Annotated in this window: 14 protein-coding genes and 1 pseudogene; 8 read left to right on the top strand and 7 right to left on the bottom strand. The window is 62.8% G+C overall.

Annotated features, from left to right (window positions below; genetic code table 11):
- Window position 1: 1 nt before the first annotated feature.
- From dhaL to dhaK, 6 genes are read left to right on the top strand one after another with little or no spacing between them, the layout of a single operon-like run.
- Window positions 2-625 (top strand): dihydroxyacetone kinase subunit DhaL, encoded by a 624-nt coding sequence (gene dhaL, locus XI09_RS45040; RefSeq protein WP_271555513.1) that lies wholly within the window; start codon window positions 2-4, stop codon window positions 623-625.
- The gene (dhaM, locus tag XI09_RS45035; RefSeq protein WP_271572700.1) at window positions 622-1,014 is read left to right on the top strand and encodes a dihydroxyacetone kinase phosphoryl donor subunit DhaM; all 393 of its coding nucleotides are present in this window, start codon (window positions 622-624) and stop codon (window positions 1,012-1,014) included. The genes dhaL and dhaM overlap by 4 nt, the downstream gene beginning before the upstream one ends.
- Before the next feature lie 31 nt (window positions 1,015-1,045).
- Window positions 1,046-1,345, top strand: coding sequence for an HPr family phosphocarrier protein (locus XI09_RS45030; RefSeq protein WP_442869665.1), 300 nt, complete (start codon window positions 1,046-1,048; stop codon window positions 1,343-1,345).
- A gap of 4 nt (window positions 1,346-1,349) precedes the next feature.
- A complete protein-coding gene (gene ptsP, locus XI09_RS45025) occupies window positions 1,350-2,969 on the top strand; it encodes a phosphoenolpyruvate--protein phosphotransferase (protein ID WP_271572698.1) in 1,620 nt (539 codons plus the stop codon).
- Window positions 2,956-3,384 carry a hypothetical protein gene (locus tag XI09_RS45020; protein WP_442869664.1) on the top strand — a complete coding sequence of 143 codons (429 nt, stop codon included), beginning with the start codon at window positions 2,956-2,958 and terminating at the stop codon, window positions 3,382-3,384. The genes ptsP and XI09_RS45020 overlap by 14 nt, the downstream gene beginning before the upstream one ends.
- 35 nt (window positions 3,385-3,419) lie before the next feature.
- The gene (dhaK, locus tag XI09_RS45015) at window positions 3,420-4,403 is read left to right on the top strand and encodes a dihydroxyacetone kinase subunit DhaK (RefSeq protein WP_271572696.1); all 984 of its coding nucleotides are present in this window, start codon (window positions 3,420-3,422) and stop codon (window positions 4,401-4,403) included.
- Between the two features lie 741 nt (window positions 4,404-5,144).
- Here the strand turns inward: dhaK and XI09_RS45010 are convergent.
- Window positions 5,145-5,426, bottom strand: coding sequence for a helix-turn-helix domain-containing protein (locus XI09_RS45010; protein ID WP_271572695.1), 282 nt, complete (start codon window positions 5,424-5,426; stop codon window positions 5,145-5,147).
- A pseudogene (locus XI09_RS45005) lies at window positions 5,423-5,713 on the bottom strand (type II toxin-antitoxin system RelE/ParE family toxin); the annotation flags it as partial. The gene XI09_RS45010 and the pseudogene XI09_RS45005, both read right to left, overlap by 4 nt.
- 218 nt (window positions 5,714-5,931) lie before the next feature.
- On the opposite strand from XI09_RS45005, the gene XI09_RS45000 reads away from it, so the two are divergent.
- Window positions 5,932-8,373 (top strand): TOTE conflict system archaeo-eukaryotic primase domain-containing protein, encoded by a 2,442-nt coding sequence (locus tag XI09_RS45000; RefSeq protein ID WP_271572694.1) that lies wholly within the window; start codon window positions 5,932-5,934, stop codon window positions 8,371-8,373.
- A gap of 299 nt (window positions 8,374-8,672) precedes the next feature.
- Window positions 8,673-9,662, top strand: coding sequence for a tRNA dihydrouridine(20/20a) synthase DusA (gene dusA / locus XI09_RS44995; RefSeq protein WP_271572693.1), 990 nt, complete (start codon window positions 8,673-8,675; stop codon window positions 9,660-9,662).
- Between the two features lie 57 nt (window positions 9,663-9,719).
- On the opposite strand, the gene XI09_RS44990 is transcribed toward dusA, so the two are convergent.
- The 5 genes from XI09_RS44990 to nhaD all read right to left on the bottom strand — a co-directional run bounded on the left by XI09_RS44990 (window position 9,720) and on the right by nhaD (window position 14,451).
- Entirely contained in the window at window positions 9,720-10,388 is a 669-nt protein-coding gene (locus tag XI09_RS44990) for an outer membrane protein (RefSeq protein WP_271572692.1), read from the bottom strand.
- Window positions 10,389-10,609: 221 nt separating this feature from the next.
- Window positions 10,610-11,164, bottom strand: coding sequence for a TIGR02281 family clan AA aspartic protease (locus XI09_RS44985; RefSeq protein ID WP_092183437.1), 555 nt, complete (start codon window positions 11,162-11,164; stop codon window positions 10,610-10,612).
- 28 nt (window positions 11,165-11,192) lie between these two features.
- Window positions 11,193-11,396 (bottom strand): DUF1289 domain-containing protein, encoded by a 204-nt coding sequence (locus tag XI09_RS44980; protein WP_271572691.1) that lies wholly within the window; start codon window positions 11,394-11,396, stop codon window positions 11,193-11,195.
- A 44-nt stretch (window positions 11,397-11,440) separates the two neighbouring features.
- The gene (locus XI09_RS44975) at window positions 11,441-13,036 is read right to left on the bottom strand and encodes a sensor histidine kinase (protein ID WP_271572690.1); all 1,596 of its coding nucleotides are present in this window, start codon (window positions 13,034-13,036) and stop codon (window positions 11,441-11,443) included.
- Window positions 13,037-13,173: 137 nt separating this feature from the next.
- A complete protein-coding gene (gene nhaD / locus XI09_RS44970; protein WP_271572689.1) occupies window positions 13,174-14,451 on the bottom strand; it encodes a sodium:proton antiporter NhaD in 1,278 nt (425 codons plus the stop codon).
- Between the last annotated feature and the right edge of the window lies 1 nt (window position 14,452).

Below are 14,452 nucleotides of genomic sequence, written 5' to 3'. Positions count from 1 at the left end.
GATGTCGCTGCAACCCGGGACGTTCAAGTCGTTGATCAAGGTGGCCGCAGAGCAGGTCATCGCCAGTGCGCCGGAGCTGACGAGCCTGGATCAGGCGATCGGCGATGGTGACCACGGAATCAACATGAAGCGCGGATTCGAAGCGGTTCTGGGCAAGCTCGATGTAATCTCCGCGCAACCGCTCGACGAGGCGCTGAAGATGATCGGCAAGACCCTGGTGATGACTGTCGGCGGCGCGTCCGGGCCGCTTTACGGGAGCTTCTTCCTCGCCGCCGGCGAAGCGCTCTCGCACGACAAACACTTGCCGGACGACCTCGCGGACGTTTTCGGCAGCGGTGTGAACGCAGTCAGCGCGCGTGGCCGCTCGCAGGCCGGCGAGAAGACGATGCTCGACGTGCTTGTTCCCGTCCTGGAGACGCTGAAGACGGCGGCCGGCCAGCCGGATCTGATCGCGCGCGTCCGGACCACCGCTGCCGAGGCGGTCGAGCGGACCGCGCCGATGCAGGCCACCAAGGGGCGGGCGTCGTTCCTTGGATCGCGCAGCATCGGACACGTCGATCCCGGCGCCCGCTCGAGTTGCGTTCTCGTGCAGGCGGTCTGCGCGAGCCTGGAGGGACAACAATGACCGACACTGTGGGTATCGTGATCGTCTCGCATTCGAAGGACATCGCCAAGGGCACCGCCGACATGGTGCGGCAGATGGTCGGCAGCGAGGTCAAGGTGGCTTTTTGCGGCGGCAATCCCGACGGCGGATTGGGCACCAGCGTCTCCCTGATCATCGACGCCATTAATGATGCCTGGTCTGCCAAGGGCGTCGCAATCCTCGTCGACCTCGGCGGAGCCGAAACCAACAGCGAAATGGCGGTTGAGATGCTGGAGCCCGGGCGGCGCGATCTCGTTGTCGTATGCAACGCGCCGATCGTCGAGGGCGCCGTGATGGCGGCAACCGAGGCCGCTGGCGGCAGCTCGCTGGCCCAGGTGAAAGCCGTGGCCGAGGAACTCTCTGCCGACTGACGCGTCGGCGAAGCGATGATGAAAGATGAGCATGCTGGACAAAGCGGACGGACAGATTTTCACCGGAAATGTGCGGCTGGTGCACGCGGTTGGCATGCACGCGCGCCCCGCGGTCAAGCTGACCAAGCTCGCCAAGAAGTTCCAGGCCCAGATTTCCGTGCGGGTCGCAGGCGCGGCCGAGTGGATCAATGCCAAGAGCGTGGTCAAGATCATGGCGATGCGTGCGGCCCACGGCAGCACGATCGAGATCAAGGCGTCCGGCAGTGACGCGGAAGCCGCCGTTGCGGCGCTGGTCGACCTGATCGCAACCGATTTTCCGGACGGGGCTTAGCAGCATGCAGGGTGGCGCGACAGGACTGGCCTACCGCGGCAGAACCGCCTCGATCGGCTTTGCCCATGGTCCGTTCGTCCGGGTCGACGCCGATACGAACGGCGAGCGTGTCGCGGGCAACCTGGCTGAAGAAGCGCTTGCCCTTCGCGCTGCAATTGACGCGGCAAGCGGGCAGATCGCGGATCTCGCCGGGATCGCCGGCGGCGAGGCTGCGCAGATTCTCGAATTCCAGGTCGCGCTGCTGGAGGATGAGGATTTCATCGAAGCGATCTTCGCATCGATCGGCGATGGCGATCCGGCGGATGTCGCATGGCGTTCGGCGCTCGACGCGCAGATCGCGGACTACAATTCGGCCGCGGACGAGTATCTGAAGGCGCGCTCCTCGGACCTCGCGGACCTGCGTGACCGCGTAATCAACATTCTGCGGGGCGGTGAGGGCCCGGCTCTGAAGATTCCGAGCGGTGCTGTCGTTTGCGCCGACGATCTGCCGCCCTCGCGATTCCTGGAGATCGACTGGTCCGGCGGCGGTGGGCTCGCACTCTTGCGCGGCAGTCCCACCAGCCACGTCGCGATGCTGGCGCGCGCGCGGGGCATCCCCATGGTCGTGCAGCTTGGCGCGATTCCCGATATCGGAGCCACCGCGCTGCTTGACGGCGAGGGCGCGACGCTCGAGCTCGATCCCAATGCGGAGCAGGTTCGCCTGTTCGAGAAGCGGCGCGAAAGCCATCGCAAGAGCAGGGCGTCCGCCCGTGCGATCCTGCGGCGGCCCACCGCATCATGGCGCGGCGAGCGGATCAAGCTGTTTATCAACATCCAGCGCGTCGACGATCTCGAGCATCCCGACGCGCAATATGCCGATGGGATCGGCCTGATGCGCACCGAGTTTCTGCTGACGGAGCGGGGCGGTTTGCCCGATGAGGAGACACAGTTTCAGGCTTACGATGCGGTGCTGCGTTGGGCCGACCGGCGCCCGGTCACCATTCGCACGTTTGACGCGGGCGGCGACAAGCCGGTCGCCGGCTTTACGCTGGAGGGCGAAGCCAATCCGTTCCTCGGAGTTCGGGGCTTGCGGCTTTGCCTGGCCCGGCCCGAGATCTTTGCCATTCAGCTCCGCGCGCTGGCACGGGTCGCCGTGCGCGGAAACCTCAAGGTTATGTTTCCGATGGTCACATCGGCGGACGAGCTCGAGGCGGGGCGGAAGCTGTTCGCCGATGCCGTGCAGCGCTTGCAGGCCGACGGCATTGCCGCGATGCTTCCCGAGCTGGGAATCATGGTCGAAGTCCCGGCGGCGGCCCTGGCTGTTACGAGCTTCAAGGCCGCCTTCTTCTCGATCGGCTCGAACGATCTCGCGCAATATGTCCTTGCCTGCGATCGTTCCAATGGAGCGCTCGCCCCCTTGATGGACCCGCTGCATCCGGCGGTGCTCGAATTGATTGCGCGGACCGCCGAGCATGGGCGGCGCGCCGCGATCAGCGTCAGCCTATGCGGTGACATGGCAAGCGATCCGCGCTGCCTTCCCGCATTGCTGAACTGCGGCTTGCGCGAGCTTTCGGTGAATGCGTCGGCGCTCGCGCAGATCAAGCAGACGATCGACCGGCTGAGCAGCGGAGGTGGCCTTGGCTGACACGGCGATCGATGAGCCGGCGGAAGCCGGCGCTGTTGCGGTTTACAAGCGCATCTTCAAGGAAGTGCTGGAGAGCCGCCCGTCGGGCATGCGGCTGCGTCTGGCGCACGCCATGGGGAAGAATCGCAGCTTCGTGAGCCAGATCAGCAATCCTGCCTATCCGGTGCCAATACCTGTGCAGCACCTCAATACGATCTTCGATGTCTGCCACTTCCCTTCGCAGGCGAAGGCCGCCTTTCTGCGCGCCTATGCACGCGCGCATCCGCGCCGGATCGGCCGGCTGACCGAAGGGCCGCACGAGCGGACGTTGACCCTGCATTTGCCGGATCTCGGCAGCGCCAAGCGGAACGCCGAACTCGATGCGCTGCTCCAGGAATTCGCGCGGCGCCTGATTGCCATCATGCAGGAAAAATAGACGTGAGGTGATGGGGAGGAAACGGGGAGGAGACAATGAAGAAGTTCATCAATTCGGTCGACGGCGTGCTCGCGGAGAGCCTCGACGGACTTGCGGCCGCGCATGCCGATCTCGTCGCGCTGGGGCCGGAACGGAAATTCGTGCGGCGCCGTGAGCTGAACGCGAGGAAGGTCGCGCTCGTGTCGGGCGGCGGGAGCGGGCACGAGCCGCTGCATGCAGGCTTCGTCGGCTATGGCATGCTCGACGCCGCCTGCCCGGGACAGGTCTTTACGTCGCCGACGCCGGACCAGATCGTCGAGGCTGCCCAGGCGGTCGCGGGTGAAGCCGGCGTGCTGTTCATCGTGAAGAACTATGCGGGCGACCGCATGAATTTCGAGATGGCGGCCGAGATCGCCGAAGGTCGCACCGCCACCATCGTGACCGACGACGACGTCGCAGTCGAGAGCTCGACCCACAGCATCGGGCGCCGCGGCGTGGCGGGCACGTTGATCGTCGAGAAGATCGTCGGCGCGGCGGCCGAGAAGGGCGCCGACCTCGAGGGCTGCGTTGCGCTCGGCGAGCGCGTCAACGCGCGCACGCGTTCGATGGGCGTGGCGCTGACGAGCTGCACGGTCCCGGCCGCGGGCACTCCGACCTTTTCGCTCGGCGAGGACGAGATGGAGATGGGGGTCGGCATTCACGGCGAACCGGGACGTCGCCGGGTCAAGCTGGAGCGGGCCGACGCGATCGCGGACGAGATGACGACGGCCATCGCGCAGGATCTCGAGGCGCGCGACGGGGCCGAGGCCCTCCTGCTTGTCAACGGATTTGGCGGCACGCCCACGATCGAGCTCTATCTGATGTACAACGCGGCGCGGCGGATGCTCGAAAAGCGCGGCTTGCGCATTGCTCGCTCGCTGGTCGGCAGTTTCGTCACCTCGCTGGACATGGCCGGGTGCTCGCTCACCGTGAGCCTGCTCGATAGCGAGAGCGCGGCGCTCTGGGACCATCCCGTGCGCACGGCCGCGTTGAAATGGTGACCGCGGCCGCGATCGGCCGCTGACTTTTTCCGATCGTGCCCCGGCGGACGATCGGCCGAGGCCACGCCTCACGTATGCACCGGAGTCTTCCGGTTCACCCTCCCTGAAACTTGCCGTGTCCCTCGGGCACGGCATTCTTTTACGTGCCGAGTAGAGAGCTATTTCCCGTCGGTCCCATGTCCCTCACGCTCTATTGAGGCATTTCCTGAATTGCGCTCACGTTGTGGCGCATGTGACGTACCCCTCGTAGCGTTGGATCAACGCTGATTTCCTTGCCAAAGCTGCTTCTTGGTTTCGGTTGAATGTGCGTCGCTCTTGGCGTTTTCTTTGTGTCGCTCGTGTTGCGGTGAGAATGGAGAGAGGAATGGCTCCAGCGACAAAGCGCCAATTTTCCGAGGCGACTGAGTGAACGCCGCCGTTCGTGTGCACTCGGGCTTTCGTGTGCACAATGTGTGCACCGAGAATGCAGATTGGGCATTTTGGATATGATTCTGGAAAGAAGCAAAATATATCAAAGGTGGGTCGCGCTGGATTTCCCAATCGGTCCAATCCGTTATGGGATTGGGTGGAGACAGAATAGATAAATGAAATGAATGACTTGCGCTGGAAATTTTCCGTCGCCCCTATGATGGACTGGAGCGACTGAGCGGGAAAAGCAAAGTACCATCAGCACTTAAGCGGGATCGAGGTCAGCCGTGCAGTACCAGATGCTGTACCACGCCGTCGGCAAGCAGCTTTTGATTATGCTGCGTCCGAGATGCGCATTTCAACGTGCAGGCCGGCAGCTCCGATCATATTGACCAAGGTATCGAGGCCAAACAATTCGATCTTGCCGCGCATGAGATCAGAGATACGCGGCTGCGTAACACCAAGCAGCTTGGCGGCCTCCGATTGGCTCAGCTCCGTTCGGGTGATATGATCCTTCAAAGCCATGATCAACGCTGAACGGAGCTTCATGTTCTCAGCCTGCGCAGGTGTATCCTCAATTGCGTCCCACACATTAGCGAAGCGTTTCTTGCTCATTGACTTAGCTCCTTTAACAAATCCCGGTAACGCTGTGCGGCTAAGTTCAAATCCGCTTTGCTCGTTTTCTGCGTCTTCTTTTGGAAACAATGCAGCACGTAAACGGCATCATCGAACTTCGCTACATACAGCACTCTGAATGCTCCTGCGGCATCGCGAATCCGAATTTTGCGGACGCCTCGGCCAACCGTATTCATGGGCTTCCAGTCGTCTGGCTCGCGCCCACGCTGGATTTGGTCAAGCTGATATCCCGCCTCGCGCCGAGCCGCTTGCGGAAAGCCACGTAAATCGTCGTGTGCGCTGCCGCGGAATTCTACGGGCTTCGGAACGGTCCTTAGGGGCTAATATACAAAATTTTGTATGTTATGGCAACTCCTTTCCGCCGGCGCCGGCTAGCCGGCCAAAGGCGATTAGCGATCCGTGAGTTAAATCGCTACATTCAAGTTTGTTGTTCTGATGCCTGCCAATCTCGATGTCACAGACGGATGCCAGAATTTCTGAACTCATGGCCTGGCTTACTTCGCTGCAGCGTGAGTGCGCAGAGATCGTAGCTGAGATCGACGCATTGCGATCGGTGCAGAATGAAAGGACTGCGGCTGTTAAGGTTCCTTCGGGAAGAGCCGGCGACCCCACGGACCGGCATTCGCCAATCGAAAAGAAGATTGCTCTATTCCGCCGGCTTTTCCGCGGCCGCTCAGATGTTTTCCCCATCCGGTGGGAGAATGGCACGATGGGGCGGAGCGGCTACGCACCCGCCTGTGCTAACGAATGGCGCCGTGGGATTTGCGAGAAGCCGAAAATCAAATGTTCGGCATGTCCAAATCAGGCATTCCTGCCCGTCGATGACGTGTCAATCGAACGTCATCTACGCGGGACCGACGCGAACGGCGCCCCATTCGTGATGGGCGTCTATCCGATGCTTGCGGACAACACCTGTTCGTTCCTGGCCGCGGATTTCGACGAAGGGGATTGGCAAAGGGATGCCTTTGCGTTTAGGGACGCCTGCGAGCGTCATGGAATACCTGTTGCCATTGAGCGGTCTCGATCAGGAAACGGTGCTCACGTCTGGATATTTTTCGACGAGCCGATCCCAGCGGCATTGGCGCGCCGTCTCGGCGCCTTCCTGATCACCGACGCGATGGAACACGTTCCAGATATCGGATTCGGATCCTACGATCGATTTTTCCCAAGTCAGGATTCAATGCCAACGGGTGGCTTCGGCAACTTGATTGCCTTGCCGCTTCAGGGGCTCGCGCGAAGGTGTGGCAACAGCGAGTTCATCGACGAGTCTTGTTCGCCATATCCGGATCAGTGGGCCTTCCTTTCGGCGATTGGGCCTATGCCGCGGGCAAAGGTGGAACGTCTGGTCGAGGAGGCAAGTGCATCTAGTAAAATTCTCGGCGTGCGTATTCCTCTCGTCGATGAAGACGAAGAACCGTGGCTTGCCACGCCGTCGCGTCGACAGATTGCGACCGCAATTAGTGCGCCACTGCCAAGTGCAATCACTCTTGTGCGGGCGGATCAGGTATACATTCCGCGTCACGCGCTGCCACCGCCTTTGATCGCGCGTCTTATTCGCCTCGCTGCATTCCAGAATCCCGAATTCTACGCCGCACAAGCGATGCGCCGCTCGACCTATGACAAGCCCCGGATCGTCTCTTGCGCGGAGTTGACTAACCATCACGTTGCGCTACCCCGCGGGTGTTTCGACGCTGCACTAGACTTGCTTGCGTCACTTGGAATTACAGTAACGATCGAAGATCGCCGCTTTTCCGGTGCGGCGATCCCACTTGCCTTCACCGGTGCATTACGCTCCGATCAGGAAATCGCGATCGCAGCCCTGCTGCCGCACGATACGGGCGTGCTCGCGGTAACGACGGCGTTCGGCAAGACGATCTTAGCCATCCGGATGATGGCAGAACGCGGCCGGAATACATTGGTGCTCGTTCATCGCCGTCAACTTATGGATCAATGGATCGAAAGGCTCACGGCGTTTTCAAATATGCCGCGTGACGCGATCGGCATAATCGGCGGCGGTCGTCGCAAACCGAAAGGTCAGGTTGACGTCGCCCTGATCCAGAGCCTGGTTCGCAAGGGAGAAGTCGATGATATCGTCGGCAACTATGGACATCTCGTGGTCGACGAATGCCACCATCTGTCGGCGGTGAGCTTTGAACTGGTCGCGCGCCGCAGCAAGGCGCGTTACATCCTTGGTCTGTCAGCAACGGTGACCCGAAAAGATGGGCATCACCCGATCATCGTTATGCAATGTGGTCCCGTCCGCTATCGCGTAGACGCGCGCTCTGAGGCAGCCAAACGCCCATTCGGTCACGTGGTGCAGATCAGGAATACCAGGTTCCAGCTTCAAGCCACATCGGACACCGTTTCTCCCTCCATCCAGGATGTTTTCAGGGAAATGGTCACCGATGAAGCACGTAATGATCTCATATTCGATGACGTCTTGCGCGCGCTGGAAGCGGGCCGTTCACCCGTCGTGATAACCGAGCGTACCGCCCATTTGGAGATCATCGCGAAGCGTCTCGAGCGTTTCGCAAGGCATGTCGTCGTATTGCGCGGTGGGCAAAGCGAGAAGCAGCGCCGCGACGTTGCCGCGCGACTCGCAGCAATTCCCCAGGCCGAAGAGCGTGTCATTGTCGCGACGGGACGTTACCTCGGCGAGGGCTTCGATGATTCTCGCCTCGATACCCTTTTTCTTACCATGCCGATTGCTTGGAAAGGCACGCTCGCCCAGTATGCCGGCCGGTTGCATCGTCTCAACGATGCTAAGCGCGAGGTGATCATTTGCGACTATGCCGACATGAGAGTGCCGGTTCTGGCCCGCATGGCTGCGAAACGCCAAGTTGGCTATCAGGCGATAGGCTACCAAGTATTGGATGCGCGTGATCTGTTTTCTGATCGGGCGGTTACGCCGAACGAACCCGCATAAGTTTCGAGCGGATCGCTGACCGATCAGGCGTCTGCATCACGGCAGTGCCATTCCCATTTCAAATTCGACGATCTGGCGCAGTTGGCATTGGCAAAACACCTTGTCGACCGGCCAGTATTGCGCGGGGATTTTGGTACTGCCGTGCAGTACCGGGCAAGGCTGAAATAAGCGAAAATAATCGAGTGGTCGGATCAAGCCGTTGAAAAGAAAGGAAAATGCTTTAGGTCTATGCCCTCGATTATTTGTCGGTCCAGAAATCGGTTGAACCGACTCAATCTGCGAAAGTCAATGAAAACAACATGTTAGACTATCGCTTCTCCGTCGCCCCCATGATGGATTGGACCGACCGGCATTGCCGGGTGTTCCACCGTCATCTCACGCGGCGGGCGCTGCTCTATACGGAGATGCTGACCACTGGCGCCGTCATCCATGGCGATCGGGAGCGGCTGCTCGGGTTCGATGCATCGGAGCACCCGGTGGCGCTTCAGCTTGGCGGCTCGGATCCGCGCGAACTTGCGCAGGCGGCGCGGATCGGCGAGGCGTTCGGCTATGACGAGATCAATCTCAACGTCGGTTGCCCGTCCGATCGCGTGAAGGATGGTCGCTTTGGCGCCTGTCTCATGGCGGAGCCGGAGCTGGTGGCGAGGTGCGTCGATGCGATGAAGCAGGCGGTCGGCGTTCCCGTCACGGTGAAATGCCGCATCGGGATCGACGACCAGGACCCTGAAGTGGCGCTCGATACGCTTGCGCGCGCGGTGGTCGCAGCGGGGTGCGATGCGCTGATCGTGCATGCCCGGAAAGCCTGGCTCAACGGCCTGTCACCGAAGGAGAACCGCGACATCCCGCCGCTCGACTACGAGCGCGTCTATCGGCTCAAGCGCGCGATGCCTGATGTGCCCGTCATCATCAATGGCGGCATCCCAGGCATCGACGAGGCGAAAGCGCATCTCGAACACGTCGATGGTGTGATGCTCGGCCGCGCCGCCTATCAGGATCCATGGCGGCTGCTCTCCGTCGATTCCGATATCTTCGGCGAGGCGGCGCCGCATGCGACGATGCAGGACGCGCTCGAAGCGATGATGCCTTATATCGAGGCGCAGCTCGCGCGCGGCACGCGCCTGCACGCCATCACACGGCATTTCGTCGGCGCCTTCCACGCCGTGCCCGGCGCGCGCGCCTTCCGCCGCCATCTTGCCGAGCTGGGGGTAAAGCCGGGCGCCGGTCTCGACGTGCTGCGCGATGCGATCGCGCGCGTCGGTGCGCGTGTGCCAGCGGAGGTGGCCGCCTAACTGCCGCCACGTGAAGAGCCGGATCGCAACATCCGGCTCTTCGTCGATCGATCGGTCTCAGCGGAACAGGTCGAAGTGATAGTTCACGCCGACGCGGAAGGTGTGGAATTTCGCGGCGTTCCAGTCCGGCAGGTCGTCGTGCTTGAACTCGGTGTAGAGATATTCGGCCTTGGCCGACCATTTCGGCAGGAACGCCCATTCGACGCCGCCGCCCGCCGTCCAGCCCATCTTCATCTTGTTGATCGGCCCGTCCTTCAATTCACCGGCGGCAAGGCCGGCGGTCCCGAAGAACAGAAGACGTGAATCCATCGTCGCGATGCCGGCGCGGGCGCGGCCGGTCATGTACCAGGGCAGGCTAACTGCGGCGCTGTTGAGCGCGTCGTGGTTCTTGATGTCTCCGCCTTCGAAGTCGTTCTCGATGCCGACCACGAACATCGGCGAGAGCTGATAGTTGTAGCCGATCTGCACGCCGCCGACGGCGCCCTTGACCTTGCCGCCGCTCGTGCCGACGAGATTGTTGAAGGCGTCGTCGCCGCTCTCGGCATAGCCGGCATTGAAGCCCGCATAGAGACCCGTCCACGAATACACCGGCTGCGGTGCCGTATAGGCGGAGGCCGGCGCTGCGTGGCGCGGCGACAGGTCGGCAGCGCTGGCGCTGCCTGCGGCGAACGCAGCGGCAAAGGGCAGGGCGCGCATCGTGCGGCGTAAGGCGGATCTTGCAGTCATGATTTTCAATCTCCCACTTGCCGCGTCCCTCTGGGAGCAGCGCCTGTGTCCAACCCGATCCGGGAATGCGGTCGTTATAAACCGACTAGACGGTTTGTAAATAGCGCGAATGCCACACCGGAGGCGCTTTCGCGGCGCGCCGACTGAAGTCGTGGCCTGGATGGGTCACAGCCCGCGCGATCGAGCCTGTCGGCAGGCGGGCGGCGGCTTGCGTGGGCGGTCTAGTCGACCGCCATCCGCGAGCGGCGGGGGCTGCTCTGGAGCTCCGGATAGCCGGTGAGCATCAGCTTGTCGGCGCGCACGCCCCAGCTCTCCAGGCGGTCGAGGAAGCTCATGCCGAGCAGATTGGTCTTCATCTGCCCGCGCTGCACGACGAGGGCCGGCACCGATTTCTCGACGAGGTGGCCGACGGCAAGGCGGTCGAGCGTTAGCCGGGCCGCCTTGGTATGGCCGCCCGCAGTCTCCAGGTCGACGTCGTATTCGAGCATCTCGAGCGGCAGCCCGATCGCCTTTGCTGTTTCCCAGGTCAGCACCACGGAGGTCGCACCGGTGTCGATCACCATCGGTGCGGCGACGCCGTTGATCTTCGCGCGCAGCGCGAATTCGCCGCCCTGTCCGCGGTGGATCTGCACGGCGGGGGCCGGCGCGACGGTCTGGGCGCGGAAGATGTGCGAGACCTTGTTGCTCGCGCGCGCGATCTGATCGGGATCGCCATAGGCGACGACGGCACCTGCGGTGCCGGCGAGCATGACGAGAACGAGCAGGAAGCGGATCATCGCGCACCTCCATATGCGCGCGGGCCGGTCAGGCGCGTTTCTGCGATCCCGCGATCGGCGCAAGTCCGGCCTCCGCCATGCGCGCCGGCAGCAGCGCCATGACCGAGAGCCGTTCCGCGCTGTCCATGGCGTGCCAGCGCGCGATCTCCGGCAAGGTGCGGCCGCAGCCGAAGCACAGCTTGGTCTTGGGATCGATCATGCAGACGGCGACGCACGGCGTTTCTTTGCTCATTCGGGTATAGTGAGGGATCGTCGGGCATTTCTGCAAGCATATCGTTAAGAGCCCGTGCCTGCGCTCATGATTGGCTTGTGGCGCGGCCGGCGCTTCTCGTCAGGCACGACGGAGCCCTCCGGCTGGAGCGGCGGAGAATCATCAGACAGCGGCGCCAGCGCGCTCATCACGCGCTCCGGCGGGAAGGTGACGATCACCTCGGTGCCGATGCGCAGTTTCGATTTCAGCGTGAACGTGCCGCCATGCAGGTCGATCAGGTTCTTGGCGATGGGCAGGCCAAGGCCCGCGCCCTGTTCGGCCGATTTGATCGAGTTGGAACCCTGGCCGAAGGAAGCGAGCACGACCGGAATCTCGTCCTCGGGGATGCCTGAGCCGGTATCCTTCACCGAGAGATATTGTCCGCCCGAAGCGGTCCAGCCCGCCTTGAGCCAAATCTCGCCGCCTTGCGGCGTGAACTTGATCGAGTTGGAGAGCAGATTGAGCACGACCTGGCGGATCGCGCGCTCGTCGGCCCAGAGCCGCGGCATGGCCTGCTCGAACACCTCGTGGATGGTGATGCCGCGGCTCGATGCGCGCAGCTTCATCAGATGGTGGCAATCCGCGACGATGCCGACCAGCGACACGGCTTCCTCGTTCAGCTCGTAGCGGCCCGCCTCGATCCGCGACAGGTCGAGAATCTCGTTGATGAGATTGAGCAGGTGCACGCCGGAATTGTGGATGTCGGCCGAGTACTCCTTGTAGACCGGCACCGCGTGCGCGCCAAAGATCTCGCTCTTCATGACCTCGGAGAAGCCGAGGATGGCGTTCAGCGGCGTGCGCAGCTCGTGGCTCATCTGCGCGAGGAAGCGCGACTTGGCGACATTGGCGGATTCGGCGCGGTGGCGCGCTTCGTCCGAGATCGCCTTGGCCTGCTCGAGCTCGCCGATCAGCGCGTCCTTCTCGGCGCGCGCCTCGAGCGTGGCGAAGGTCGAGGAATGCAGCCGATGCGCCAGCAGCACGAAATAGCCTTCGGCGCCGAGCGCGAGCGCGGCCAGGATGTAATTGTCCAGCGAGCCGGTCACCGCAAAGCTCAACGCCATGGCGACTGCGACCGGTGCGGTGGCGGCAAGGGCGGCGATCGGCAGATTGGCGGCGAGCATGCTCGATACTGCGATCACCAGCAGCATCAGGAACATCATCAGCGTTTCCGTGACCATGTCGAGCACGGGATGGATCAGGATCGCCATCCAGCACAGGCCATAGAGCAGGTCGAGCACGACGAAGCGCGTCCGCCAGGCGCGCGTCGCGGTGGGTGTGGCGGGCTCGGTCAGGAAGCGCCGGCAGCTGCGGATCATCGCGCCGTGGATGCAGAGCATGCCGGCGGTCCAGGCCGCGGCAGGGATCGGCTGCATCCACAGTCCGAACAGCACGCCGGTCGCGACTACCAGCAGCATCACGACATAGGAGGCCGACAGCCGCGTCTGGGCATATTGGCGCAGCATCTCGGCGTCGAAGGCCGGCCGGGTTCCACTGGTCGACGTTAACTTATCGCGCGCCTCGCGCACCCGCTGCGCCGCAGCCCTTCGGCTGCTCGCCGATGGAGCGCTTACCGGCTCGGCCGGAAGCTGCACAACCTCAGGCTTTTCAGCGGGGTTACTCATCAAGCAACACGATTCCTGCCCACGCCGGACGCGGGCCTTCTGCATTGTCTATCTCTGGCAAGAAATCCTTAAGAGCTGACTTAAGGAGCTAAAGAATTACGTTAACCGGGCGTTAATCTGGATCCGGCCTGAACGGCTCAATGCAGCGCCGCGTGCTGCGCGATGTACACCACCGCACCGGCCAGATAGCCGGCGAGCGCGGGGCCGGCGATGCGGCGGGCGTACCAGAGGAACTCGATGCGCTCGAGCCCCATCGCGGCAACGCCGGCGGCAGAGCCGATGATCAGGATCGAGCCGCCGGTTCCGGCGCAATAGGCGATGAACTCCCAGATGAAGCTGTCCGGCGGATAATGCGCGAGGTCGTACATGCCCATGGTCGCGGCGACCAGCGGCACGTTGTCGATGATGGCGCTGAGCAGGCCGAGCGCGACGACGATGACGTCCTGGCGGCCGAGCGTGGCATCGAGCCATTTGGCCAGCATCGAGAGCAAGCCGGCGTGATCGAGGCAGGCGACCGCGAGCAGGATGCCGACGAAGAACACGATCGAGCTCATGTCGATCCGTGCCAGCGCATGCACCAGCGTGAGGGGTTGGCGTACATGCTCGTCCTTGTGGCGGTGCACGATCTCGCCGACCAGCCAGAGCACGCCGAGCCCGAACAGGATGCCCATGAAGGGCGCCAGATGCGTAACCGCCTTGAACGCGGGCACCGCGATCAGGGTGCCGAGCCCGAGATAGAACATCAGGTTGCGCTCGAACCGGTTGACGACCAGCAGCCCGGTGTCCTTCGACGGCGGCGCGATGGTCTTGCCCTTGAGCGAAAAACTGACGAACACGAGCGGGACGAGCAGATTGAGAATCGAGGGCAGGAACACTGCGCCCATGATCTTGACCGGCGAGATCTGTCCGCCGATCCACAGCATGGTCGTGGTGACGTCGCCGATCACGGTCCACGCGCCGCCCGCATTGGCGGCGATAACGATGAGAGAGGCGAACAGCAGGCGGTCGTCGCGGCGGGCGATCAGCTTCTGGATCAGCGAGATCATGACGATGGTGGTCGTCAGATTGTCCAGGATCGCGCTCAGGAAGAACGTGACGAAGCCGATCAGCCAGATCAGCGCCACCTGGTTCGTGGTGCGGATCAGCGAGGTGATGACCTCGAAGCCGTCATGGGCGTCGATCACCTCGACGATGGTCATGGCGCCGATCAGGAAGAACACGATCTGCGCGGTGGAGCCGACGGACTCGTCGAGCTGGCGGCCGACCAGGGCGTGGTCGCCCGTCGCGATCGCGTAGACACTCCAGAGCAGGCCCGCACCGAGCAGTGCGGAGGCGCTCTTGTTGACCCCGATCGGGTGCTCGAGCGCGATCGCCGCATAGGCGAGGATGAAGATGGCGGCGATCGCGATCAGCAAG

This window comes from Bradyrhizobium sp. CCBAU 11386 (assembly GCF_028128955.1).
In the GTDB taxonomy this organism is placed as follows: domain Bacteria; phylum Pseudomonadota; class Alphaproteobacteria; order Rhizobiales; family Xanthobacteraceae; genus Bradyrhizobium.
This window is presented reverse-complemented; position numbering and strand designations above follow the sequence as displayed.

Excerpts from the sequence above, each read along its gene's own strand:
- dhaL (WP_271555513.1), top strand. The coding sequence starts at position 2 with ATGTCGCTGCAACCCGGGACGTTCAAGTCGTTGATCAAGGTGGCCGCA.
- dhaM (WP_271572700.1), top strand. The coding sequence starts at position 622 with ATGACCGACACTGTGGGTATCGTGATCGTCTCGCATTCGAAGGACATC.
- XI09_RS45030 (WP_442869665.1), top strand. The coding sequence starts at position 1,046 with ATGCTGGACAAAGCGGACGGACAGATTTTCACCGGAAATGTGCGGCTG.
- ptsP (WP_271572698.1), top strand. The coding sequence starts at position 1,350 with ATGCAGGGTGGCGCGACAGGACTGGCCTACCGCGGCAGAACCGCCTCG.
- dhaK (WP_271572696.1), top strand. The coding sequence starts at position 3,420 with ATGAAGAAGTTCATCAATTCGGTCGACGGCGTGCTCGCGGAGAGCCTC.
- XI09_RS45010 (WP_271572695.1), bottom strand. The coding sequence starts at position 5,426 with ATGAGCAAGAAACGCTTCGCTAATGTGTGGGACGCAATTGAGGATACA.
- XI09_RS45000 (WP_271572694.1), top strand. The coding sequence starts at position 5,932 with ATGGCCTGGCTTACTTCGCTGCAGCGTGAGTGCGCAGAGATCGTAGCT.
- dusA (WP_271572693.1), top strand. The coding sequence starts at position 8,673 with ATGTTAGACTATCGCTTCTCCGTCGCCCCCATGATGGATTGGACCGAC.
- XI09_RS44990 (WP_271572692.1), bottom strand. The coding sequence starts at position 10,388 with ATGACTGCAAGATCCGCCTTACGCCGCACGATGCGCGCCCTGCCCTTT.
- XI09_RS44985 (WP_092183437.1), bottom strand. The coding sequence starts at position 11,164 with ATGATCCGCTTCCTGCTCGTTCTCGTCATGCTCGCCGGCACCGCAGGT.
- XI09_RS44980 (WP_271572691.1), bottom strand. The coding sequence starts at position 11,396 with ATGAGCAAAGAAACGCCGTGCGTCGCCGTCTGCATGATCGATCCCAAG.
- XI09_RS44975 (WP_271572690.1), bottom strand. The coding sequence starts at position 13,036 with ATGAGTAACCCCGCTGAAAAGCCTGAGGTTGTGCAGCTTCCGGCCGAG.